The organism is Nocardia sp. NBC_00565 (genome assembly GCF_036345915.1).
GTDB lineage: Bacteria > Actinomycetota > Actinomycetes > Mycobacteriales > Mycobacteriaceae > Nocardia.
The window spans coordinates 657,362-680,802 of sequence record NZ_CP107785.1; the positions used below are offsets into that span (position 1 = coordinate 657,362).

At 65.2% G+C, this 23,441-nt stretch carries 26 protein-coding genes; 17 read left to right on the forward strand and 9 right to left on the reverse strand.

What is annotated here, in order from left to right; translation table 11 throughout:
- Position 1: 1 nt before the first annotated feature.
- Entirely contained in the window at positions 2-355 is a 354-nt protein-coding gene (locus OG874_RS03370; RefSeq protein ID WP_442943271.1) for a winged helix-turn-helix transcriptional regulator, read from the reverse strand.
- Positions 356-455: 100 nt separating this feature from the next.
- On the opposite strand from OG874_RS03370, the gene OG874_RS03375 reads away from it, so the two are divergent.
- From OG874_RS03375 to OG874_RS03390, 4 genes are all read left to right on the forward strand, one after another.
- A complete protein-coding gene (locus OG874_RS03375) occupies positions 456-794 on the forward strand; it encodes a hypothetical protein (RefSeq protein WP_330253656.1) in 339 nt (112 codons plus the stop codon).
- Positions 794-1,435 (forward strand): cysteine hydrolase, encoded by a 642-nt coding sequence (locus OG874_RS03380; protein WP_330253657.1) that lies wholly within the window; start codon positions 794-796, stop codon positions 1,433-1,435. Before OG874_RS03375 ends, OG874_RS03380 begins: the two co-directional genes overlap by 1 nt.
- 188 nt (positions 1,436-1,623) lie before the next feature.
- Positions 1,624-2,568: an endonuclease/exonuclease/phosphatase family protein gene (locus OG874_RS03385; RefSeq protein WP_330253658.1), complete on the forward strand. Its 945-nt coding sequence runs from the start codon at positions 1,624-1,626 to the stop codon at positions 2,566-2,568.
- 214 nt (positions 2,569-2,782) lie between these two features.
- Complete coding sequence (locus OG874_RS03390; protein ID WP_330253659.1) at positions 2,783-4,222, forward strand: metallopeptidase; 1,440 nt, start codon at positions 2,783-2,785, stop codon at positions 4,220-4,222.
- On the opposite strand, the gene OG874_RS03395 is transcribed toward OG874_RS03390, so the two are convergent.
- The 5 genes from OG874_RS03395 to OG874_RS03415 form a co-directional block, all read right to left on the reverse strand.
- Positions 4,219-4,668 carry a 6,7-dimethyl-8-ribityllumazine synthase gene (locus OG874_RS03395; protein WP_330253660.1) on the reverse strand — a complete coding sequence of 150 codons (450 nt, stop codon included), beginning with the start codon at positions 4,666-4,668 and terminating at the stop codon, positions 4,219-4,221. The genes OG874_RS03390 and OG874_RS03395 overlap by 4 nt on opposite strands.
- Positions 4,669-4,690: 22 nt before the next feature.
- Positions 4,691-5,569, reverse strand: a complete 879-nt coding sequence (locus tag OG874_RS03400) for an alpha/beta hydrolase (RefSeq protein WP_330253661.1) — start codon at positions 5,567-5,569, stop codon at positions 4,691-4,693.
- Positions 5,566-6,978, reverse strand: coding sequence for a M20/M25/M40 family metallo-hydrolase (locus OG874_RS03405; RefSeq protein WP_330253662.1), 1,413 nt, complete (start codon positions 6,976-6,978; stop codon positions 5,566-5,568). The genes OG874_RS03400 and OG874_RS03405 overlap by 4 nt, the downstream gene beginning before the upstream one ends.
- The gene (locus OG874_RS03410) at positions 6,975-8,636 is read right to left on the reverse strand and encodes a CocE/NonD family hydrolase (protein ID WP_330253663.1); all 1,662 of its coding nucleotides are present in this window, start codon (positions 8,634-8,636) and stop codon (positions 6,975-6,977) included. The genes OG874_RS03405 and OG874_RS03410 overlap by 4 nt, the downstream gene beginning before the upstream one ends.
- A gap of 124 nt (positions 8,637-8,760) precedes the next feature.
- Positions 8,761-8,979: a VOC family protein gene (locus tag OG874_RS03415; RefSeq protein ID WP_330253664.1), complete on the reverse strand. Its 219-nt coding sequence runs from the start codon at positions 8,977-8,979 to the stop codon at positions 8,761-8,763.
- Between the two features lie 71 nt (positions 8,980-9,050).
- On the opposite strand from OG874_RS03415, the gene OG874_RS03420 reads away from it, so the two are divergent.
- The 4 genes from OG874_RS03420 to OG874_RS03435 all read left to right on the forward strand — a co-directional run bounded on the left by OG874_RS03420 (position 9,051) and on the right by OG874_RS03435 (position 11,272).
- Complete coding sequence (locus OG874_RS03420; RefSeq protein ID WP_330253665.1) at positions 9,051-9,317, forward strand: hypothetical protein; 267 nt, start codon at positions 9,051-9,053, stop codon at positions 9,315-9,317.
- Positions 9,318-9,409: 92 nt separating this feature from the next.
- Positions 9,410-9,883, forward strand: a complete 474-nt coding sequence (locus tag OG874_RS03425; RefSeq protein WP_330253666.1) for a DoxX family protein — start codon at positions 9,410-9,412, stop codon at positions 9,881-9,883.
- Positions 9,884-10,035: 152 nt separating this feature from the next.
- Positions 10,036-10,485, forward strand: a complete 450-nt coding sequence (locus OG874_RS03430; protein ID WP_330253667.1) for a TY-Chap domain-containing protein — start codon at positions 10,036-10,038, stop codon at positions 10,483-10,485.
- Positions 10,486-10,528: 43 nt separating this feature from the next.
- Positions 10,529-11,272 (forward strand): DUF4191 domain-containing protein, encoded by a 744-nt coding sequence (locus OG874_RS03435; protein ID WP_330253668.1) that lies wholly within the window; start codon positions 10,529-10,531, stop codon positions 11,270-11,272.
- A gap of 178 nt (positions 11,273-11,450) precedes the next feature.
- On the opposite strand, the gene OG874_RS03440 is transcribed toward OG874_RS03435, so the two are convergent.
- Positions 11,451-11,981, reverse strand: coding sequence for an RDD family protein (locus OG874_RS03440; protein WP_330253669.1), 531 nt, complete (start codon positions 11,979-11,981; stop codon positions 11,451-11,453).
- A 252-nt stretch (positions 11,982-12,233) separates the two neighbouring features.
- On the opposite strand from OG874_RS03440, the gene glnA reads away from it, so the two are divergent.
- From glnA to OG874_RS03465, 5 genes are all read left to right on the forward strand, one after another.
- Positions 12,234-13,670, forward strand: coding sequence for a type I glutamate--ammonia ligase (gene glnA / locus OG874_RS03445; RefSeq protein WP_330253670.1), 1,437 nt, complete (start codon positions 12,234-12,236; stop codon positions 13,668-13,670).
- 345 nt (positions 13,671-14,015) lie between these two features.
- Entirely contained in the window at positions 14,016-14,384 is a 369-nt protein-coding gene (locus OG874_RS03450; RefSeq protein ID WP_330253671.1) for a type II toxin-antitoxin system RelE/ParE family toxin, read from the forward strand.
- Positions 14,381-14,713, forward strand: a complete 333-nt coding sequence (locus tag OG874_RS03455) for a helix-turn-helix domain-containing protein (RefSeq protein ID WP_330253672.1) — start codon at positions 14,381-14,383, stop codon at positions 14,711-14,713. Before OG874_RS03450 ends, OG874_RS03455 begins: the two co-directional genes overlap by 4 nt.
- A 34-nt stretch (positions 14,714-14,747) precedes the next feature.
- The gene (locus OG874_RS03460) at positions 14,748-15,026 is read left to right on the forward strand and encodes a hypothetical protein (protein WP_330253673.1); all 279 of its coding nucleotides are present in this window, start codon (positions 14,748-14,750) and stop codon (positions 15,024-15,026) included.
- A 164-nt stretch (positions 15,027-15,190) separates the two neighbouring features.
- The gene (locus OG874_RS03465) at positions 15,191-16,078 is read left to right on the forward strand and encodes a tyrosine-protein phosphatase (RefSeq protein WP_330253674.1); all 888 of its coding nucleotides are present in this window, start codon (positions 15,191-15,193) and stop codon (positions 16,076-16,078) included.
- A gap of 99 nt (positions 16,079-16,177) precedes the next feature.
- Here OG874_RS03465 and OG874_RS03470 read toward each other — a convergent pair whose 3' ends face one another.
- Positions 16,178-18,385 (reverse strand): elongation factor G-like protein EF-G2, encoded by a 2,208-nt coding sequence (locus tag OG874_RS03470; protein ID WP_330253675.1) that lies wholly within the window; start codon positions 18,383-18,385, stop codon positions 16,178-16,180.
- Positions 18,386-18,826: 441 nt separating this feature from the next.
- Between OG874_RS03470 and OG874_RS03475 the strand changes: the two genes are divergently transcribed.
- The 4 genes from OG874_RS03475 to OG874_RS03490 all read left to right on the forward strand — a co-directional run bounded on the left by OG874_RS03475 (position 18,827) and on the right by OG874_RS03490 (position 21,488).
- The gene (locus tag OG874_RS03475) at positions 18,827-19,447 is read left to right on the forward strand and encodes a YbaB/EbfC family nucleoid-associated protein (protein WP_330253676.1); all 621 of its coding nucleotides are present in this window, start codon (positions 18,827-18,829) and stop codon (positions 19,445-19,447) included.
- Positions 19,448-19,521: 74 nt separating this feature from the next.
- Positions 19,522-19,797, forward strand: a complete 276-nt coding sequence (locus OG874_RS03480; protein WP_330253677.1) for a hypothetical protein — start codon at positions 19,522-19,524, stop codon at positions 19,795-19,797.
- The gene (locus OG874_RS03485; RefSeq protein ID WP_330253678.1) at positions 19,794-20,687 is read left to right on the forward strand and encodes a hypothetical protein; all 894 of its coding nucleotides are present in this window, start codon (positions 19,794-19,796) and stop codon (positions 20,685-20,687) included. The genes OG874_RS03480 and OG874_RS03485 overlap by 4 nt, the downstream gene beginning before the upstream one ends.
- A 216-nt stretch (positions 20,688-20,903) precedes the next feature.
- Positions 20,904-21,488, forward strand: coding sequence for a hypothetical protein (locus OG874_RS03490; protein WP_330253679.1), 585 nt, complete (start codon positions 20,904-20,906; stop codon positions 21,486-21,488).
- 284 nt (positions 21,489-21,772) lie between these two features.
- On the opposite strand, the gene OG874_RS03495 is transcribed toward OG874_RS03490, so the two are convergent.
- A complete protein-coding gene (locus OG874_RS03495; RefSeq protein WP_330253680.1) occupies positions 21,773-23,311 on the reverse strand; it encodes a CBS domain-containing protein in 1,539 nt (512 codons plus the stop codon).
- Positions 23,312-23,441: the final 130 nt, after the last annotated feature.

The following is a 23,441-nucleotide window of genomic DNA, read 5'->3' on the forward strand; positions in this document are numbered from 1 at the left end:
GTCAGGGCAGGGTGATACCGGCGCGGTCGGCGCGTTTGCGGCCCCATTCGTAGAGGGCGGTCAGAACCGGGACCAGGCTCCAGCCCTCCTCGGTGAGGTCGTATTCGACCTGGGGTGGCACGGTATCGAAGACGGTGCGACGGATGAGGCCGTCGGTTTCCAGCTCGCGCAGCTGCTGGACCAGCATCTTTTCACTGGTGGACGGCATCAGCCTGCGGAGTTCGCCGTAGCGGCGCACGCCCTCTTTGAGGTGGGCGAGGATGACCGGCTTCCATTTGCCGTCGATGAGGTCGACGGTCACCTCCACCGCGCAGTAGTAGCGCTTCTCCGGCATCGCCAGCCTCCCGGTACTCACCAAAAAGTGCGTTCTTGTAACACTGTAATCATCGGGCTTTCATGGAACTCGCACTGCGGCGCGGCCGCACCACATTCTGCAGACATGGAGCTCAATTCCCATGAAAGTCATCGTTTTCGACAGCTTCAAACCCGGCGTGACGATGGAGACCATCACCCCGTACCTCCCCGAAGAGGTCGCCAATGTATGGCGGCTGTGGAAGGCGGGCATCGTCCGCGAGAACTATGCGCGCGCCGATGAACCCGGCGTAGTGATCGTGTTCGAGGTCGACAGCGTCGAGGAGGCCAAGGGCTACGTCGCTGATTTCCCGCTGACCAAGGCCGGCTACCTGGAGTGGACCTACGTTCCGGTGCAGGCGCCGCTGCCGCTCGAGGCGCTGATGGATCCGTCCGTCGACGTCGCCGAGCCTTACGACCGGACGAAGGTGGGTACCGCCTGATGCGTCACGCTTACGGTCTCAGCATTCCGCAGACGCTCGCCGATGCCTGCGATCCGACCAGGATGGCGCTGATCATCTACGACATGCAGGTCGGCATCGTGCGTCAGCTTCCGGACGGGGACAAGATCGTCCGATCCTGCCTGCAACTTCGGGATGCGGCGCGGGAGAACGGGTTTCGCGTCTTCTACACCCGGCACATGTCGCTGCCGCCCGCTGCGGCCGGTGTCGCCCAGCTGCGTACGGCCATGGAGTGGCAGCGGGTCGACGACCCGAGCGAGGTGCACTCCAGCTTCCCACAGGACTCGCCGCAGTATCAGCTCGTCCCCGAGCTGACTCCGGGGCCGAACGAGGTGGTCTTCGACAAGATCACCATGTCCGCGTTCGCGGCCACTCCGCTGGATATCGCGTTGCGCGACTGCGGCATCGACACCTTCGCCATCGCGGGTATCGCTATGGAGGTCGGCATCGAACCCACCGTGCGGCACAGCCTGGATCTGGGCTATCTCCCCATCCTGGTGACCGACGCCTGCGGTGCGGGCCATCCGGCCGCGGCCGAACGCGCCGCGGCCACACTGGCTTTCGCCGGTGGTTCACTCACCACGGACGTCGCCGTGCTCGTCGAGCGGATGCACCGAGAATGAGCCCTGCCTGACCCACTGCGGTCAGCATCTGGAAGCGGTTCACGAATTCGCGCAGTGCGCGGCGGTCCGATCGCGGCCGTCAGGCCCGTTTGTGGCCGAGCCGGGTGGCGCGGCAGGCTGATTCCGAGTACACGGGATCTGCACAATCGCGGCGCGGGTTCTCCTTCGGTGACGGTTAAGGTCGGGGGATGCGGAAGTGGGTGGAGCGGGTGGTGCTCGGGGCCGGGTGGTGTGCCGTGGTGGTGGGGGTGGTCGGGATTGTGTTGCATTTCGGGGCCTGGCGGTGGCAGGTGTTGGTGCTGGTGGCGTCGGGGGCTTCGTATCTGATGCTCGGGGCCGCTGTGGGGCTGGTGCTGTTCTTGGTCGCGCGAGGGTGGCGGAGTGCGGTGGCGGCCGGGGTGATCGTCGCGGCGGTGTTGTGGACGCAGCTGCCGATGTTCGTGCCCGAGGGGCGGGCGGCGAGTGGGCCGGAGGTAACGGTCATGCAGTCGAATCTGTTGTTCGGGGAGGCGGATGCGGCGGCGGTGGTCGGCGCGGTACGGGCGAACAACGTCGAGGTGCTGACCGTCGATGAGCTGACACCGGAAGTGGCGCAACGGCTTGCGGATGCGGGCATCACGGAGTTGCTGCCGCATCAGTTCCTGCAAGCCCGCGGTGGCGGTGGTGGCACCGGGATCTTCAGCCGATATCCGTTGCGGGACACCAAGAAATACGACGGCTTCCTGCTCGACAACCTGACCGCGACAATGGAACATCCGCAGCGCGGGGCGGTCGCGGTATTCGCCTTCCACCCGGTGCCGCCGTCGGTCGACTTCCCGGCCTGGAGTTCGGAACTCGGCAAGATCCGCGAAATACTCGACGCGCAACAGGGTCCCGCGATCGTCGGCGCGGATTTCAATGCCACACGCGATCATTCGGCGTTCCGCGCATTGCTGCGCGGACGATTCGTCGCCGCGGCCGACCAGGCGGGCGCCGGACCACTGCTCACCTTCCCAGCCGATCGCCGGTGGGGACCGGTGATCGGCATAGACCACATCCTGGTCGCCGACGGGACCGCCGCCGATGTGCGGTCATTGACCATTCCTGGCTCGGATCACCGAGCCGTGCTGGCCCGGGTGCAGTTGAACGCCTGAGGTATTGGTCTGAGCGCCCATCCTTTGGCCATGGGATACGGCGGATTTCGGCCGAGAAGGGGCGCTGAAGGCCATTCCCACGCCCAGACGTATACGCGCGCCCAGCTTTCTGCGATTACCATGTGATCGCTCGACGGGGCAGGCGTAGATGAACCCGGTCGAGTCAGGGTTCGCCGAGGACGGGCCCGTGGTGAGTTCGGGGAGGAAAGACCTGATGAGGACTAGACGGCTGCGGTTCGGGGTGGTCGCCGTATTGATGCTGGTCGGCGCGGCGCTGGTCGGCTGCGACAGTAATTCCGGTGGGACGGTGAGCGCGGTGACTGCGGACAATCCGTGGGAGCTGACCGGATCGGTCTCCAGCAACGGGCCGAGCGGCCCACGCAAGGGCGTGCCGGACGCCGCGCTCACCGCGGAGAACGGCGACGGCGGCGCGGTCGACAAACTCGCCCTCAACACCATCGCCGACCTGGAAGACTTCTGGAAAACCGAGTACGGCAAAGACTTTCCCGGCACCTTCAAGCCGGTGAGCCGCTACTTCTCCTGGGATGCCAGGGCGCCCAAGGAACAAGCGATCAAGTTCTGCAGGTCCAGCACGTACCACTTGGTCAACGCCGCCTACTGCAGCATCGATCACACCATCGGCTGGGATCGTGGGGTACTGCTGCCGCTGTTGCAGCAGAAGTACAGCGATATGGCGATCGTGATGGTGCTCGCGCACGAGTACGGCCATTCCATCCAGGGCCAGGCCAAGATCGCCGGCTTCTTCAGCGGTGCGCTGGTGAAGGAGCAGCAGGCCGACTGCCTGGCCGGAGTCTTCCTTCGGCATGTGGCGGAGGGGAATTCGGCGCACTTCACACTGAATATGACCGACGGCCTCAACGCGGTGCTCGGCGCGACCATCGCGGTGCGCGATACCGATCCGGACAACCCGAAGAACGTGCACGGCTCCGCCTTCGAGCGGACGACGGCGGTGCAGATCGGCTACACCGACGGTGCGGCGGGCTGCAAGAAGATCAACAAGAAGGAGATCGAGCAGCGCAGAGGGACCCTGCCCACGACCTATGAGGACGGTGAGCAGGACGCCCAGCTGCCGGTCGACGTGGCGTCGCTGACCAGCCTGAGCCAGGCGCTGGCGAAGATCTTCCCGCTGCAACAGGCCCCGCAGTACGACTACAACGGCGTGGTGAAGAACTGCTCGAAGGTGACCGCCACCGAGCCGGTCTCGTATTGCCCGAGTTCGAACAAGATCGGTACCGATGTTTCCGAACTCGCCGAACGCGCCGGGGCGATGCAGGGTGACGACGAACCGCTTTCGGCGGTCGTGGACGGTGACTACAACGCCTTCGCCGTCTTCATCTCCCGCTATGTCCTTGCGGTGCAACAGGAGCGCAAGCTCTCGATCACCGGTGCGGGGACGGCCGGACTGCGCACCGCCTGCCTCACCGGCGTCGTGACCACGAAGCTGAGCGAGCCGGGCAGCGATCCGAGGCTATCGGCGAACGACCTCGACGAGGCGGTCTCCGGATTGCTCGCCGACGGTCTGGTCGCCAGCGATGTGGACGGCAAGGTGGTGGGGAGCGGCTTCCAGCGGCTGGAGGCGTTCCGCACCGGTGTGCTCGACGGCGAGCAGAGCTGCCTGGCGAACTACCGCTAACTCACCGGCAGCGAGCGCAGGGAGCTGAGGGTGGTCGCCAGTGCGCGGGCCGCCTCGGCTCCCTTCGTCACGAAGTGCTCGGTGAAGTAGGTGACATGCTCGCTGTGCTCGTGGAAGTGATGCGGGGTGAGCACGACGGAGAAGGCCGGCACATCGGTGTCGAGCTGCACCCGCATCAGCCCGTCGATCACCGCCGACGCGACGAAATCGTGCCGGTAGATGCCGCCGTCGACGACCAGGGCCGCCGCGACGATCGCCGAGTACTTGCCGCTGCTCGCCAGTCGCTTGGCGTGCAGCGGGATCTCGAACGCGCCGGGCACCTCGAAGACGTCGACTGTTGCCGGGTCGAATCCGAGGCCGGCGTACTCGGCGGTGAAGCCCTCGTACGCCTTGCCGACGATCGAGCTGTGCCAGGTGGCACGAATGAATGCGACTCTTTCTCCCATGGCCAGAGCCTACTTGCCGGTTCTACTCGCCCGGTAGGTGCGCTTCGAGCCACTCCACCACGTCGGCGAGCACCTTGTCCTGTTCGGGTTCGTTGAAGACCTCGTGGTAGAGGCCCTCGTAGCGGATCACGGTCAGATCCTTCGACCCCGCGGAATTCTCCAGCCGGTCGCTGCTCGACGGTGCCGCGATGGCGTCGGCGGTGCCGTGCAGGACCAGGAGTGGCACCGTGAGCTTGTCCAGCCGGTTCTTGACGAACTCCGTCGCATTCAGCATCTCCATACCGGTGCGGGCCGGGAGTTTGCCGCGGAAGACCAGCGGGTCCGCGTCGTAGGCGCGGACCACCTCGGGATCGCGGCTGATCATCGACGAATCCAGTTTCAGCACACCGAGATTCGGCGCGAACCGGGACAGCAGCGGGCCGACCAGGCGCTGCAGCGGATTGCCGACGGCGATATCCAGCGGCGGGGCCGAGACCACGATGCCATCGACATCGATCGGTGCGCGGGTGGCCAGGTACAGCGTGATCAGGCTGCCCATCGAATGTGCGACCAGGAAGCGCGGCACATCCGGATGCTCACGGCAGGCGATCTTCAGCATCTGCGCGACATTGTCGGCGGCGCCCGCCATCGAGCCGATATTCGCGTTGTTGCCCGCCGATTTGCCGTGGCCGAGATGGTCGAGCGCGTAGACGGCGAAACTGCTGTCCGCCAAGCGTTTTCCGACATGCACGTAGCGTCCGGAGTGTTCGGCGACGCCGTGCACGAGTACGATCGCCGCGCGGGCCGGACCCTCGGGAAGCCATGCGCGCCAAGCGATCCGGCTGCCGATGCCATCGAATTCGCCACTCGCGGTGCGGGTCGCCGGTTCGGGGGACTCGCTCGCTTCCGGATCGGTTGTCATGCGTCGGCTCCTGGTGTCGGTGGCGGCGCCGCGAGCTGATCGATCAGCCGCCGATTGAACTCGATGAGCCGAGCGTAGTTCACCAGGGAGATGCGCTCGTCGGTTCCATGGATCGTTTCCAGATCCGCCTGGGTCAGCACGATGGGGGCGAAGTTGCAGCGGGTGGCGGCGAGGCCGTCGTAGTGCCGGGAATCGGTGGCGCCGGGGACGATTCCGGTGGTCACCGCGATGCCGGGGACAATGGCCGTGGCGAGGCCGGCGATCAAGTCGAATGCCGGGCCGGGCGGTTTGCCGGGGGACGGCTCGGAGGTCTTGCCGATGACCTCGATCCGCACGTCCGCGTCGCGCACCACCTTGCGGCAGTGTGCGAGCACCGAGGCGATCGAATCGCCGGGCAGGATGCGGAAATTCACCAGGGCTTCGGCCTGCTGGGGCAGCACGTTGGGCTTCACACCGCCGCGAATGACCGTCGGCGCGGTCGTCGTGCGGACCAGCGCCTCGGTTTGCGGGCTCGCCGCCATCACCCGGGTGATCACCGGCGCGGCTACCCTGGCGAACCTGAGCAGGCGGCGGCGATACGCCGGCATGACCTGGCGCAGCCGCTCGAGCATGTCGGCCACCACGGGGGTCAGCCGCAGCGGCATCGGATGATCCTGAATTCGGCCGACCGCGCGGGCGATCCGGCCGACGGCGGTCTGTCTGCCGGGCATGGAGGAATGTCCGCCCACGGCGGTGACCGAAAGGCGAACGGTCACATAGCCTTTCTCACCGACCATGATCGAGGCCACCGGTCGGTCCACCTCATTGGTGACGCCGTCGAGGATGACGCCGCCCTCGTCGAGCAGCAGATCCGCGTGGACACCGGATTCACGCAGCCGCCGCGCCATCAGGCTCGCGCCGGTGTCCCCGAATGCCTCCTCGTCGTGCCCGAACGCAAGATAGATGGTGTGTCGCGGTCGAATGCCTGCCGCGAGCGCGGATTCGACCGCCTCCAGAATGGCGAGCAGCCGACTCTTGTCATCGATCGCGCCACGCCCCCAAATGAATTCGTCATCCACGACCCCCGCGAACGGCGGATGCGTCCACCGTCCCAGGTCATCGCACGGCACTACATCCTGATGCGCGAGCAGGATCGCCGACACCTGGTCCGGCTCGGCCCCCGCCCAGCGATAGAGCCTGCTGTGGCCGAACCGCTCCAACTCGAGTTCGGCGTGCACCAGCGGGAAGGACTGCTCGAGGTGGGCGGCCAGGCGGACGAATTCGGCGTCACTGGTGTCCGGTCGGTCCGTCGAGGTGATGTCCGGTTCGTGGGAAATCGTCGCGCAGCGCAGGGCTTGCGCGAGGCGTTCGGCGACGTCGGCGTCGACGACAACCGCCGCCGGGTGGGTATGCGCGGCGTTACTCGTCATCGAGGGCCGGTCTCGTTCGGCAAGTTCATGGGCATTACTGCATTGTTCAACACGTCGGGGCCGAGGGTGCGGACCTTCTGGTCACGCCACTTCGCCCAGGCCTCGCTGGTGCCGCCGGTGCGGTCGGGGGTGCGGGGATCGGTGAGGAGGGGAAGTTCGAGACGAGCCGCGAGGACGGTGACCTGAGCGTTGGCGGGGGCGTGGGACCAGACGTCGTCGACGACATCGGTGATGCGGACGCCGAGGCGGTGGCCCGCGGGGATGGGCCAGTCCTGCGCGAGGAGTCTGATGTCGGCGGTGTCGGCGACCGGGGCGATGCCGCGGGTGATGACGGTGGCGCGGCCGCTGGGTTCGATATCGAACAACTCGACCGCGGCCGTCGCCGACGGGGGACCGGACAGGCGCAGCGATGCCGTCGGAATACCCGAGATGTGCTGCTCGGATGTCAGCGGTTCGGATATGGACCAGATTTCCCGATCGGGCCCCGGCAGCAGGCCGCGGTCGGTGTACGTGCCGATGCGCAGGTCGATCGGGACGCGGCGCGAATCGGCGGGCGGCCACGCGGTTTCGGAGCGCCAGCCGCCGTCGAATTGGCCGACGGTGATGCGCGGGCCCGGCACCTCGACATCGCGGCCCGCCACCTGTCTATCGAAGAAGGCGAGCAGTTGGGAGTCGAAATCCGGTGCGGCGCATTTGGTATGGCAGTCGTTGTGACCCCATTGGCCGAACCAGGCGCGGTGCTCGCCGGGGCCGAGTCCGTTCCAGACGTCGAATATGCGATAGGCGCGGGTGTTGTAGTCGAGGAAGCCTTGGCCGAGAAACAGCGGAATGGTGTTGTCGCGCAACTGTTCCACGAGATCACGGTCACGCCAGAAGGCGGTGCCGCCGTTGTGGTCGGTGGCGTTCGCCGCGAATTGCCGGTAGCACTCGGGAGATATCTGGACGGCGTTGGACCGGTACTCGGGAGAGTCGTCCGGACGGCCCGGGGTGGAGGCGATCAGCAGATGCTCCATACCCGCCATATCCGACGGGCGAATCCCTTGTTCGGTGACCGGTTTACCGGAGAACTTCCAGGAAATGCCCTGCATGTAGAGGTACGAATACTGATCGACGCCCGATCCGAACGCGGCGACGGCGGCCAGACCCGCGGGCTTGACGGCCAGGCCCATCATCCCGGTCCACCCCTCGTACGAGGTGCCGATCATGCCCACCCGGCCGGTCGACCACGGTTGGCCCGCGGCCCACTGCACCGCGGTGGCTACATCCGAACGTTCGCCCGGGCCACCGAAATCCGGACAGCCCGACGACCCGCCGTACCCGCGAAGGTCGACGATGACATAGGTGTAGCCCGCGTTCAGGAACATCGCCACGTGCAAGTCTTCGGTGGACGGACCGCCCTCCAGCCGCGGCAGGCTCAGATAGGCGGTATGCGACCGATACGGGCTGACCGTGAGCACCACCGGCGTGCGAGTGTCCTCGGCAACACCCTCGGGACGCAGGATATCGGCGTGCAACCGAGTGCCGTCCGCCGCTGTGATGAAGGTCTGCGACCACTGGAAGGGCACCCCCACCGGCTCGGCCGCCGTCACCGGCGCGAGCACACTAAGCATCAGCACAACCCCGGCCAGCCCCCGCCACACCACCGAACCGACAGCCACCCGAGAACTATCGACCGCCGTTGGTCGATAGTCCAGCCCCCGGAACCGGGGTGTCTACGCGGCTCGCATCGCTGCGTTGGCGGACCGGGGACCGGCTTCGGATCCAGTATCGATCACGTCCGGACTACGGCTGCATCAGGCCGACAATATTGTCGTCGGCGTCCTTGAACATCGCGATCAGCTTTCCGCCGCCGACGTCGGTCGGCTGCTGGACCACCTCCGCGCCCGCCTCCACCAGCGCGGTCAGGTGCTTCTCGATGTCCTCGACGTGCCAATAGCCGACCGGGCCGGTCATACCCTTCTTGTGGCCGTTGGGGTCGAGACCGATGTCCTGACCGGCCACGCGTCGACGCCTTCCTCGCCGCATCGCGCAGCGGCGAATTCGAGGCGCTGCTGACCCTGCTCGATCCCGACGTGGTGCTGCGCGTCGACGCCGCCGCGCTCGCGACCGGCGCGGCGGGCGCGCTCGGCGCGGATGCCGTGGCGCAAACCTTCTCCGGCCGGGCCAAGGCGGCGCGACTGGCGCTCATCGACGGCCGCGCGGGCGCGGTCTGGGCGGTGGGCGGCACGGCGCGGGTGGTCTTCGACTTCACCGTCTCCGAGGGCCGCATCGTCGCCATCGATCTGCTCGCCGATCCGGCGACATTGGAGCTCATGGAACTCGAGGTGCAGGCGGGCTGAGCCGCGCTGTCACATCTTTGCCGAGCCATCGGTCAGTGGTGTGACGGCGCGTGACGAGATCGCGCCGAGCGAACGAGGCAGGGAGAGCCACGATGAGCAACGCACGATCGATCGGATATTGGGTTACCACCGCACTGCTGGTCTTCGTACTGGCGACGGGCGGTGTCGCCGACTTGCTCCAACGCGGCGGCACCGCTGGCGGCATGACCGAACTGGGCTATCCGACCTATGTCATGACCATCCTCGGATTCTGGAAAGTGCTCGGCGCCATGGCAATTCTCGCGCCGCGATTTCCGCTGGTGAAGGAATGGGCCTATGCCGGTGCGTTTTTCGATCTGACCGGCGGGTTCGCATCGCATATCGCCCACCATTCCGCCGCGAATCACCTGATCTACACGGGCTTTTTCGCGATATGCGTGGTGGCGTCGTGGGGGCTGCGGCCGGCGAGCCGCACGCTCGGCGTTCCGGTTTTCCGCGGGCTCGGCCGCGTCGCGGAATTGGAAGCTCGCGACCGGCGACCGCGGAACGCGACGATGCCATCGGGGCCGGTTGCCGCCGCGGCTTGATTCAAGGAGCGTGGCCCGTCGTTCGGGGGAGAACGGCGGGTTATTCGCTATTGCTATCGCAGATCTGAAGTTTGCGCTCGGCCAATAATTTTCGGCTGGTGTCTCAGGTAGCGGGGCGTAAGATCGGGCCAGTGCGAGTCCCCGGGGGAAGTATGAGTGAGCCGGTGACCACGGATTGGGACAAATTCGTGCGGGCACTGGCGCAATGCCTATCCGAACTGCCTTCCCGGGCAACGCTGATCATCGCGGCGCCCGGCAATCGATACGTCCAATTCGTGCAATACGACATCAAACTGTCCGTCGAACTGGCGGGCAATTCCTATCTCGCGCAGCCCATCTCGTCGACCGGTGAGCGTACATTACGCGATCTCGGCTGGCGCGAGCCGATCGTGCGGCGCGAAATCGATAATTGGACCCGCACCCTGCTGTGGCCATTGTCCCTGGACACCCTGGTCGGACTCGCCCGTTCGGTGGCCATCGGCCTGCGTGACGCGCTCGGCGTCGCCGAACCGGTCGAACTGCGTGCCATGGGCTGGACCGAGACCTCCGGTGATCTGGATCTCACCGCCCTCGGCCCGATCGCCCGTCGCGGGCTGAACTGACGCGGTGGGCCGACGCGCCCGACGTGGCACTATCCTGTGAACCATGGCAGTAGGCAAGGGCGGCACGCCGTCGAAGGAAGCGAAGGCCGCGGCGAAAGCGGCCCGCAAGCAGCAGTCGAAAGAACGCCGCAAGCAGCTCTGGCAGGCGTTCCAGATGCAGCGCAAGGAAGACAAGCTGCTGCTGCCTTTGATGATCGGCGCCGTCGTCGGCATCACGGTCGTATTTCTGGTGGTCGGCCTGATCTTCGGGCTGCAGTGGTTCCTGCTGCCGCTCGGTCTGCTGCTCGGCGTGCTGGTCGCGTTCATCATCTTCGGTCGCCGGGTGCAGCGCAATGTCTACGCCAAGGCCGAGGGCCAAGCAGGCGCGGCGGCCTGGGTGCTGGAGAATCTGCAGGGCAAGTGGCGGGTCAGCAACGGCGTCGCCGCAACCACCCAGCTGGACGCGGTGCACCGGGTGATCGGCCTGCCCGGCGTCATCCTGATCGGCGAGGGTTCGCCGCAGCGGCTGAAATCCCTGCTGGCGCAGGAGAAGAAGCGCACCGCGCGCCTCATCGGTGACACCCCGATCTACGACATCATCATCGGCAACGACGAGGGCCAGATCTCGCTCAAGGAACTGCAGAAGCACCTGACCAAGCTGCCCCGCAATATCGACGTCAAGCGGATGGACCTCATCGAGGGCCGCCTCTCCGCACTGGGCTCGAAGGGCGGTCCCGCACTGCCCAAGGGTCCGATGCCCGCGGGCGCCAAGATGCGTGGCGTGCAGCGCACCATCCGTCGCCGCTGAGCAGTTCGTTCTCGAGGGCCCGCATCCCCATCAGTTGGGTGCGGGCCTTCGCTTATTTATCGGCCGGGCGTGATCACTCCATCAGGATGACATCCCCGCTGTCTGAGACGAACCATTCAACGCTGGCGCACCGGGTGTGTTCGCCTCGGGCGCGTCCGAAAGTCGGATCGGCCGGGCGCTAGCGCGAGCGGACGACGGCGGTGCCGGTGGCGCGATCGTGCATACCGCGACCGTCGGCGTCGGTGAACAGGGCGGGCACTACGAAGACCAGCAGGACCTGGCGGGCCAGTGCGCGCACGAAACCGACCGCTACCGGGGCGTCGACACGGATGACGCGCAGGCGCAGGAAGTACTGGCCCGGGGTGTAGCCGAACAACGACACCGCGACGACACCGATAACGAACCAGACGAGCAGATTCGGGGTGGTCAGCGCGCTCACCACGGCCTCGAAATTCGAGGGCCGCGGCTTTCCGGCTGGGATATCCATGCCGGCGATGATTTTGTCCGGATTGGGCCGGATGATGATGGCGGTCACGCCGAGCGCGATGAACCAGTCCACCACCAGCGCGGCGATGCGGCGCAGCATGCCGACCAGCGACCCCGCGCCCGAGCGCGGCAGGCCCAGGTTCTGGCCGGGGAACTCTGGAGTTGCCGGATCGCCCGGGTCCGCCGAAGGTCCGGAGAGCCAGGATCCGCTGATGCGTGCCATGACCCCCAGAATAGGCCCCTACGACCGTGCGTAGGACATCGCATAACCGGAGTTGACCTCGGCGAGTGCTGTCACGGATGGCAGGATTACCATGCTGTTCGAGCCCGGGTGGCCTTCAACACCCGGCCAGCCGCACGTGTAACACTGGCGAAACACAGCCTTGATGACTGGGAAACACCGCGTCCATACCGTCTGGACGCGACGAACCCATGCAATCGACACTGGCTGGGAACCGATCCGTAAGGAGAACAAGTGACGTTCAGCACGGCCGACGAGGTCATCAAGTACATCAAAGAAGAGGAAGTCGAATACGTCGACATTCGCTTCAGCGATCTTCCGGGTGTGCAGCAGCACTTCTCGATCCCCGCGAAGGCTTTCACCGCTGACCTCGCTGAGGAAGGGCTAGCGTTCGACGGCTCCTCCGTCCGTGGCTTCCAGTCCATCGACGAGTCGGACATGCTGCTGCTCCCCGACTACGGCACCGCGCGCCTGGACCCGTTCCGCGCCGCCAGGACGCTGAACCTCAACTTCTTCGTGCACGACCCGTTCACCCGCGAGGCCTACAGCCGCGACCCGCGTAACGTCGCGCGCAAGGCGGAGGAGTACCTGAAGAGCACCGGCATCGCCGACACCGCCTTCTTCGGTGCCGAGGCCGAGTTCTACATCTTCGACTCGATCCGCTACGACTCGGGCATGAACGGCGCCTTCTACGAGATCGAGTCGATCTCGGGCTCCTGGAACACCGGCGCGGAGTTCAACCCGGACGGCACCCTGAACCGCGGCTACAAGGTCCGCAACAAGGGCGGTTACTTCCCGGTCGCGCCGTACGACCACTACGTCGACCTGCGCGACAAGATCTCGACCAACCTGCAGAACGCGGGCTTCGAGCTCGAGCGCGGCCACCACGAGGTCGGCACCGCCGGTCAGGCCGAGATCAACTACCGGTTCGGCACGCTGCTCGGTGCGGCCGACGACCTGCAGCTGTTCAAGTACATCGTGAAGAACACCGCGTGGGCCGAGGGCAAGACCGTCACCTTCATGCCGAAGCCGCTCTTCGGTGACAACGGCTCGGGCATGCACGTGCACCAGTCGCTGTGGAAGGACGGCAAGCCGCTGTTCCACGACGAGGCCGGATACGCGGGTCTGTCGGATCTGGCACGCCACTACATCGGCGGCATCCTGCACCACGCGCCGTCGCTGCTGGCGTTCACCAACCCGACCGTGAACTCCTACCACCGTCTGGTTCCGGGCTACGAGGCCCCGATCAACCTGGTCTACTCGCAGCGCAACCGTTCGGCCGCCGTGCGTATCCCGGTGACCGGCAACAACCCGAAGGCCAAGCGCATCGAATTCCGCGCGCCGGACTCCTCGGGCAACCCGTACCTGGCCTTCGCCGCCATGATGATGGCCGGTCTGGACGGCATCAAGAAGAAGATCGAGCCCAAGGCCCCGGTCGACAAGGACCTCTACGAGCTCCCCCCGGAGGAGGCCAAGAACATCCCGCAGGCCCCCACCAGCCTGGCCTCGGTCATCGACCGCCTCGAGCAGGATCACGACTACCTGACCGAAGGCAACGTCTTCACCCCGGACCTCATCGAGACCTGGATCACCCTCAAGCGCGAAAACGAAATCGCCCCGGTGAACCTCCGTCCGCACCCCTACGAGTTCGAGCTCTACTTCGACGTGTAAGTCGTTGTAACGCAAGACGTTTCGAGCCCTCCCGCTACCGCAGCGGGAGGGCTCGTCCCGTTCCGTCGGTGCCGATCATCCGACGCTGCCATGTCGATTCGAGCGAAACCCGCTGGTGGTACCTACGTCCACCTGGACAGAATCGACGCCATGGCCGATATGACCCACGAAGGCATGAAGAGCCCCGCGGCAACTCTCGACGACTATGAGTGGCGCGATGGTCCCATTTCCGAGAAGGAACGGCAGCGAGCCTGCGACGCGATCGGTCGGGCGTTGGGCGGGCCGGTCGCATCACCAGTGTCTTGGTCGGCCCCGAGATATGACAATTAGGTTATACTCGCGGTGGTGACCTGGGAGATCAGTCTTCATCCGGAGGTGGAGTCGTGGTACTTGGTAACCTGCTCGAGCGATCCCGAGACAGGCGATCTCATCGAAGACGCCCTCGATCAGCTTGCCGAAGAAGGTCCGTGTGCGGGTCGGCCGTTGGTCGATCGGATCAAGGGCAGCAGCTATCACAACATGAAAGAGTTGAGGCCTCCCTCGGCTGGGTCGACAGAGGTGCGCATGCTGTTCGCCTTCGACCCGGCCAGAGAAGCGATTTTCCTTGTCGCAGGCGACAAGTCGGGTAACTGGCAAAGGTGGTATCGCGACGCGATTCCATTGGCCGACAAGCGCTTCACCGAGCATCTCGAGGCGCTGAAGGAGCAGCAATGAGTACCGAATACGCGAAATGGAAAGACGTCAAGGCGAAGGCTCGGGCGGCCGATCCGCGTACCGATGCGGAGCGTGCGGCAGGTGTGGCCGCGGCGCGCGATCGGCGCGAGGCGTATGTCCGCGGGCATCAGTTGGCTGAAATGCGTAAGGCCGCTGGTCTTACGCAGGTAGATCTCGCCGAAGCACTGGGCGTATCGCAGGCCAGAATTTCGAAGATCGAGCATGGAGAGATTGCGGGCATCGACACCATCAAGGCATACGTCACGGCTCTCGGCGGGACGGTCGATGTCGTCGTGACTCTTGGTGATCGGACCTGGAAGGTCGCTTGAGGATTCCATCCGAAACCTTGCCTACTATGCGCGCATGACCTGGCGGGAAGACGAATACATCCGCATGCTCGCGGACGCGCGGGAGGACTTCGCTTGGGTGATGGAGCGTTGCGGTGGGCGCACGCCGGAGCAGGCTGTCGCTGATGCGCTGGCGGCGTATCCGTTCGAGCCGAGCGATGTGCCGCATCGGGGGCTGGTCTTTCATGATGACGCGTGGCACTGGGCGATGGTGGCGATCCATGGGTATCTGTACTGGCGTGAGCATCCGGAATTGGAGCGCCCGTCGGCTGAGTATCTGGAGCGACGCGGATAGTTGCTGGGAGCGTTTGGGGTGCGAGTGCGGAAATGGTTGGGCTGTAGGGGATTTCGGTGGTGAGTCTCGGTGGGTGGAATGGGGGTCTCGGTGAGTGGGGTATCGGCGGCGGGATCGGGCGGAAAGCTAGTCGGGCGGGTGGCACAGCTCTACTGTTCCGCGCCATGAAGATTTCAGTTCTTTCTCTTATCGGTGCTGCCGCAGTGACATTCGGCTTGATTGCGAGTGGGGTGCCGCCGGCGGTTGCCGAGCCGACGGTCGAGACCGCTGCTGTGCGGATCGACTTGCAAGGGGCAGTGAATGTTCGGGATATCGGCGGGTATCGGACTTATGACGGGGCGAAGGTCAAGTCGGGCAAAGCTATTCGGGCGGATTCGCTGGAGAAGCTGACCGATTCGGATGTGGCGAAACTCGGTGCGCTGAATCTGAAGACCGTCATTGATTTGCGGACGGCGGCGGAGGTCCAATTCATGGGCGCGGACAAAGTGCCTGCGGGGGTGCAGCAGGTGGCGCGGCCGATCGATGACACCGGGCTGTTCCAGCAGATGATGGCGGCGATTCAGTCACGGGATCCGCAGCGGCAGGAGGATCTGCTCGGGAACGGGAAAGCCGAGGAGATCATGGCCACCGTATATCGGAGCTTCCTCAGTGCGGATTCGCGGGCGAAGTTCGGACAGACGATTCGGGATCTGGCGGCCACCGATCGGGCGACGCTGTATCACTGCACCTCCGGTAAGGATCGGACCGGGTGGCTGACATATGTGGTGCTGCGGGCGGTCGGTGTGCCGGAATCGACTGCGCGGCAGGATTATCTGCTGTCGAACCAGTATCGGGCCGCGGCCGATGCCAAATTGCGTGAGCAAGTGAAGCAGGCGGGGCTGATGCAGAATCCGGATCTGCTCATCCCGCTGCAGGAAGTGCGTGTCGACTATCTGGATACCGTGATCGATGCGCTGGAGCAGACCTACGGCGACTTCGGGAAGTTCCTGACTCAGGGCCTCGGGCTTGATGGCGGAACCCTCGTCCAACTCCGCAAGAACCTGGTCAGCTAGTAGAAAGGTTCGGGCCCATCCTGCACAGGGTGGGCCCGAATTGCGTGGATCTAGCTGAGCGGTTCCTGTCCGCGCGGCTCGACTCAGCGAATTGTACTGCTAGCCTTGCTTTTTGGTGTGCTCGCGGATGGTTGCGGCAAGAGCGCCCGGCATGGGCTCGTGGCGGGTATAGGAGCGGGTGAAGTCGCCGGTGCCGTGCGATATCGAGCGCAGATCGATGGCGTACCTGGTGAGTTCGAGCTCGGGCACCTCGGCGTGGATACGGGTGCGTCCGGTGCCGTGTGGTTCGGTGCCGAGCACGCGTCCACGACGGCTGGACAGATCGCTCAGCACCGGCCCGACATAGTCATCCGATACCACCACCCAGACCTCGGCCAACGGCTCGAGCAGATCGATGCCCGCGCTCGCCGCCGCTTCGCGCAGTGCGAGCGCACCGGCGGTCTGGAACGCCGCGTCCGAGGAATCGACGGAATGGGCCTTGCCGTCGAAGAGCGTCACGCGGACATCGACCAGCGGATATCCGGCCGCCACCCCGCGCGCGGCCTGCGCCCGCACACCCTTCTCCACCGACGGAATGAACTGGCGCGGAACGACTCCGCCCACCACCTTGTCCACGAACTCGATACCGGACCCGCCGGGCAGCGGCTCCACCTCGATTTCACAGACCGCGTACTGGCCGTGGCCGCCGGACTGTTTGACATGCCTGCCCTTGGCGGCGGCCTTACCCGCGAACGTCTCCCGCAGCGCGACCTTGTGGTCCTCCACATCGACCTGCACCCCGAATCGGGTGCGCAGCCGCTCCAGCGCCACATCACGATGCGCCTCGCCGAGACACCACAGCACGATCTGATGGGTATCGCCGTTCTGCTCCAACCGCATCGCCGGATCCTCGGCCGCCAACCGGGACAGGCCGTGCGAGAGCTTGTCCTCGTCGGCCTTGCTGTGCGCCCGAATAGCAATGGGCAGTAGCGGATCGGGCATCCGCCAGGGCTCGATGAGCAGCGGCGCGGCGGTGCCGGAGAGGGTGTCGCCGGTCTCGGCGTGGCTCAGTTTGGTGACGTAGGCGATGTCACCGGCGATGGCCTGCGTGAGCGGGCGCTGCTGTTTACCGAACGGCGCGGTGACGGCCCCGATCCGCTCGTCGATATCGTGACTCTCGTGGCCGCGGTCCTCCAGACCATGTCCGCACACGTGCACCGTCTCGTCGGGACGCAGGGTGCCGGAGAAGACACGGACCAGCGAGACCCGCCCGACGTAGGGGTCCGAGGCGGTGCGGATCACTTCGGCCGCCAGCGCGCCGTCCGGATCGCACAGCAGCGGGGTGGGCGCGGCGCCGTCGGTGGTGGTCGCGGCCGAGACCGGATGTTCCGAGGGCGTCGGGAAGCCGCCGATGATCAGGTCGAGCAGTTCGACGGTGCCAAGCCCGTGCTTGGCGCCCTCCGGTGCGGGCGCGCCGATCAGGACCGGATGGAAGCTGCCGCGCGCGACCGCCCGTTCGAGATCGGTGACCAGGGTGTCCAGGTCGATATTCTCGCCGCCGAGGTAGCGCTCCATGAGCGATTCGTCCTCGCTCTCGGCGATGATGCCCTCGATGAGCCGGTTGCGGGCCTCCGCGATCCGGGTCGCTTGGTCGGCGGTCGGCTCACCCTGGCTGCGTTCGCCCGCGGTGTAATCGCAGACGTGCTGGGTGAGCAGTTCGACGAGCCCGGTAACCGGGCGGTGCCCGTCGGCACCCCGCGGCCCGTACTCGGGAAGATGCAGGGGGAGAATGCTTTCCGACGACCCGCCGCCCAGCACGGTGCGGCAGGTCTCGGTCATTTCCTCGAGGTCGGCCCGCGCGGTGTCCAGGTGGGTGATCACGATCGCGCGCGGCATGCCGACGCTCGCGCATTCCTCCCACAGCGTGCGCGTCGCACCGCTGACCCCCTCCGCGCCCTCGGCGGCCGACACCACGAACAGGGCGGCGTCGGCGGCCCGCAGGCCCGCGCGCAACTCACCGACGAAATCGGCATATCCGGGGGTATCCACCAGATTGATCTTCTTGCCCGACCACGCCATCGGCACCACCGACAGCTGCACCGACCGATGCTGGCGATGCTCGATCTCGTCGTAATCCGACAGTGACGTCCCGTCCTCCACCCGCCCCGCACGATTCACCGCACCCGTGGTCAGCGCCAACGCCTCCACCAACGTGGTCTTACCCGACCCGCTGTGCCCGACCAGCACCACATTCCGGATGTCCTCCGGCCGCCGCACCGTCACAGCCTTACCGTTGGTCCCTGCGGACGCACTCGCTTTCTCGACCATGTGTCTCGCTTCCTCGGTCGACACCTGCGGTACATCGAGCTTCCCACCAGCGGTTGCGTCGCGTCCACGAATCGGACGATCCGGTGTGTACGGGTGGCGTGCACGGGGGGTTTTGTTCGGGTTACGCGGATTCAATGCGTCCGAGGTGTCAGGCGCGGGCAGGTGCGCTTTCGGCGGTCGCGGGCTGCGCACACCCGTCACCTGGTGCCGTCGCGATTTCACTGCTTGCGCGAGTGAACCAGCGGATTCCGCCCGTCGGATCGTCCAGGGGGACAGGGCTGTTGCTGTGACATTGCCGAAAACCGGATGGAACCGATCGGCTCGTCGGTGCGTCAATAGTGGGTGAACGACACATCTGAAGATGTCGATGCGTGATTTGCGCAGCGAGGTTCTCGTCGACCGGGTAGTCGGCGGTAAGTAGTCGCGAGGTGGGAGGTGTTGATGGCCGTATTCGATCCGAGCCGTGCCGCGGAGAGTATCGCGCAACTTGCGGAGGATTTCGAACGTCAGGCCAAACGGTTCGAGGAGTTGCAGGGACGGATGGCGGCGCTGACGGTCACCGATTCGAGCGCTGGTGGCCGGGTGAGTGTCACGGTGGACAGCAATGGCGTTCCCACTGCGATCAACCTGTCGACGAGTACCCGGGGGATGGATCCGGCGATGGTGTCGGCCGAGATCATGTCCTGTCTGCGGCGGGCGCAGGCGAAGCTGCGCGCTGAGGTTGCCGAGGTTGTTCGGGGCACCGTGGGTGCTGATCCGTCGGGCGCGGCGATCGTCGAAGGATTCGCTCTACGTTTTCCGGATCCCGAGCCGAGCGGAACCGTGGTGCCGGCGTACAACGCACTGCCGCCCGCTTCCGATGCGCCACAGCCGCCGCCTACCTATGCCCCGCCGCCCGCACAGTCTTGGGCGCAGCCGGGGCCCGAGGCACCGGCCCCATGGGAATCGTCAGCGCCGACGCCACAGGCGCGCAATCGCAAACCCGACCGCGATCAGATCGTCACCCCGGATGAACCGGACCCGGATGACGAGTACTACAACCGGAAGTCTTGGTTGGTGTAACCATGGGCAATCCTGACGCTATTTCGGTAGATCCCGGCGAGGTTCGGGCACACGCCGCGAAGGTGAAAACACTCATGGAGAGTTTGACCTTGTCGCTGGAGGCAGCCACCTATCTCGGCAGTGCGGATGACGGTTTCGGCGCGATACCGCGGCCGCTCGTGAAGATGGTGCTCGACGACAACCACACCGACACCATCGCGGCGATCCGCAAGCTCGCCGAGGATGTGTCCGTGCTACCGGACAAACTCGAGCTCGTCGCGGAGACATTCGACGAAAAGGATGGCGATTTCGGCAAGTCGCTGACGGAGTTGCGCGCGACGATCGCCGCGACGAACGGAGGGGCGAAGTGAGCACGCAGATCGGCGATTGGCTCAACGAGAACACGGTCGGCTTCAACGACCAGAAGAAGCCCGACAACCGGCTGATCGCCGACGGCACGGACTATCGGGATGAGTACTTCCAGGAAACGGCCTTCCTGTGGCACGACGTCGGCCTCAAACAGGATGACGAGACCAAGCTCCCCGGGTTCTTGTCCGGCACCATCGCCGGTGACGCCTGGGAGGCATATGCGAACCTGCGAAACGGCAAGACATTCGAGTCGATCACGGGTGGAGTCGCAGTCGGCGTGACCGTGGCGGATGCCTTCTACGATCCGTTCGGATTCGTGGGCGATCAGATCGCCGGGTGGATGCTCACGCATGTCGAGCCCTATCGGAAGACCTTGGACGCGCTTGCCGGAAACGATGAGATGGTGCAGGCCTACTCCGACACTTGGACGAATATCGCCAATGAGCTCACCAGTATGAGCGAGGGTTGGCAAAAGGGCGTGGAGGCCGATATCGCGACGTGGACCGGAAGCGCCGGCGACGCCTACCGCAGCCGTGCCACCGATCTGATCGACCAGATCGCCGGAGCGGGCGGGGTAGCCGCCAGCCTCGGCGAAACCATGGCGCTCGTGTCGAAGATCGTCAAGGTGTTCCGGAAGTTGGTGCAGGACATCCTGACCAGTCTGGCGGGAGCGCTGATCGGGTACACGATCGAAATCGCGTGCACCTTGGGCGGCGGGATCCCGCACGTAATTACGGCGGCGGTGGGGCGGATGGCTCGTGACGGTTTCAAGATTTCGGCACTGCTCACCGAAATGGCCGCAGCCTTCAAGGATGTGCACACACTCGTCCAGGCCGTCACCGCGGTCATCTACGCCCTTCTCGGCAAGGAAAACCAGCCTACGCAGGCGTGACGTCAGCGTTCGGCGGTTCGTGGGTGACTTCCCGCGGACTGTCAGCGCATACCCGAAAGAGAACTTTCTACCGTGAACAATGAGCAACGGCCTGGCCCTGCGTCCGGCGCGCCAGGGACCCCGCCGTACGCGGGTCCGCCGCAAACCGGGCCGCACCAGCCCTATCGGGACTCCGGGCCTATGCCGCACAACACATTTCAGCCATACGGAACGCCCATGCCTCAGCAGTATGCTCCCGCGCCGCAGCAGCCCGGCATGGCCGCAACGTACGCGGCTCCGCCTCCGAATACGGTTGGCCCGCACGGGTTTCTGCTGAAACACGGCACCGCGCACGACCCGGTGGAAGCCTACCGTCCGCAGCCGGGCCAGCAGGGGATCCTCGTCCACGCGGAATACTATCGATGGTGGATCATGGGACCGGCCTTCGCGACGGCCGGACCGCGAATCTTCGTGAACGGCAACGAAATACCGGATACCTCATGGGGCGCGACGTACCTACCCGCGGCACCGGGCCTCTACCATGTCGAAGTCCACACGCGCCCACCAAACTTCTTCTTCCGGCGCTTCGTACACCCCTGGTGGACCTCGGATACGGGGCCCGCGGATACCGTGGTTCCGGTGGCCCCGGGACAGCAGACTCCGGTCTACTACCGCCCGGCGGCGGCACGCCGGATGCTCGGCGCGATCGCCCCGCAACCGCCGCGATGGCCTGGTCTGCTCTGGATGAGGTTCTCCTCAGTGATCATCGCCGGGTTCATCGGACTGATGCTTTTCGGCGTACTGATGAACATCCTCGACTGATTCGAGCGCTCGACGCCGCCGCGCGTAGTGGCGGCGGTCCTCGTTGTGGAAGGTGCTCTATCGCCGCCTGTCCACCGGTCAGGCGGTGCATCGGATCAAAGTCTGCCCGCTCGATTCGAATCAGCGGACTGCTATCGCCGATCTGTTCGGTTCACCGCTCTTTCCCAGGGATTACCGGACGGCCAGACGCGGCTTACGTGGGATGGGCGAGAGTTGTTGCCCGCGTGATGGATTTAAGACAGCTCCCGGCACCCACGCGATGCCGGGTGCTGTCGAATGCTTGCCTATGGACTCGGTTCGGCCGTGCGGAGCAGCATGAGCAGTCCGTTTACGGCGGCGTACTTGTCTTCTGACAACGGGTCCGTTGCAAAGTGCATCAAATCATTTCGCACATTACGAACCCTGCCCAGGAGTTCCACGACCTGGTCGTGGTCGAGTCGCCAGCCGAGCTTTCTCCAGCGATCGGGATCTTTGAGCAGATGTACGTAGTTGCCGAAGGTGAGATCTCCGGCGTCTTTGACACGAGACTTCTGGTGGGGTGGGACCGCGGCTTTCAAGTCATCGAGATCGAAGTGCTCGACCGCTCGCCGGAGCCGGTTCTCTGCTTCTTCGATAAGCACGAAAGGCCTTGCGAGGGTGCCGAACTGCCAAGTGAGGTCCGAGGCGGTAAGGATACCGGTGACGCGGACACGATCCGGATCGCGGACGAAAATGAAACCCTTGTCGTAGATCACGCTGATCTGGTCGAGCAGCAGCGCGTCGTGGTCGACGACAAGAGCCGGAACTGTGGCATTTGCCAAAGTCGGGTCCTCACTGGCGATATGGGCTTGTCCGATTGATTCCCAGGTCACCGCGCCGTGGTATGTGCCGTCCTCGTCGATCACCGCGACCTGTGAGAACTGATGCTGCAGCATCAGCGTTTTGGCGAAGGTGAGATCGACAGAGGAGTAGACCGAAACCAAACGGGCCGGAAGACTTCCCAAGCGGCGGGACATGGGTTCGGGCTCGGTCACGTCCTCGATGTTCTCGCCACCATTGGTCACCGTGGACGGGCCGCCGGGCTCTGTGCCGAGCGGAACCAACGCCACGATGTCGCTCAGCGCGCCTTCGGTGAACGCTGGACGAGTGGTCAACCCCTTGCTCGCGAGGTCGGACTTGATCGTGGAAATGACTGGCGCGGTTCGGCGTTCGAGCCCCCAGTGCTCGAGTAGGCTTCGGATCGTCAACTCACGGGGGTTCGATGCATCCCGGGAGGCTGCATCCTCGAGCAGTTCGGCCGAACTGGTGACCTCTTCATCGCCGTCGAAACCGGGATCGGTGCCATGTGCTGCTAGGTGGGCGATGCGCGCCGCGGCATCGTGGCGCGTCAACCCGCATACGGTCAGCAGCGAGCCGAGGCTGGCTCGCAAATCCGGCCTGATCACTTCCCATGGCAAATCGGGACGAACCCAATCGACCTTTCGCACCTGCCGAAAGTCTTCGGGTTCATCGGCTCGGTACTCGTAAGGTCCGCTCACTCGGCCGACCGCCACGTATCCGGGCCGGGTCTTCAGTGGCATGAGCACCAGGTCGCCGTACTCGATCTCGGTGTCGAATTTCCAGAGTTGACCGGTCCAGTTGCCGATCACCGTTCGGCCGGTGCTCGGGTATGCCATCTGCAGCGCGGCAGTAAGCTCTTGCCACGTCTTATAGGCGCTCAGATCGCCGACCTCAGCCCAACCGACTATCGCGAGGCCCTCGCTCAGCGCTCGGCTCTCGCGTTCCCCGTTTCGCCCGCTGCGGATCAGCCATGCGTGTGGTTCGCGCTGAAGGTCACTGGACACGAGTTCGTCTCCTCCCCACCTGTCAAAGCTCATCGGAACCCGAACAATTCATACCGCAGACTGCGCCGACGTGGGGAATGATTCGGACTGTTGTTCAGCCGGTCGCAGAGGACGACCGCATTCGGCACGC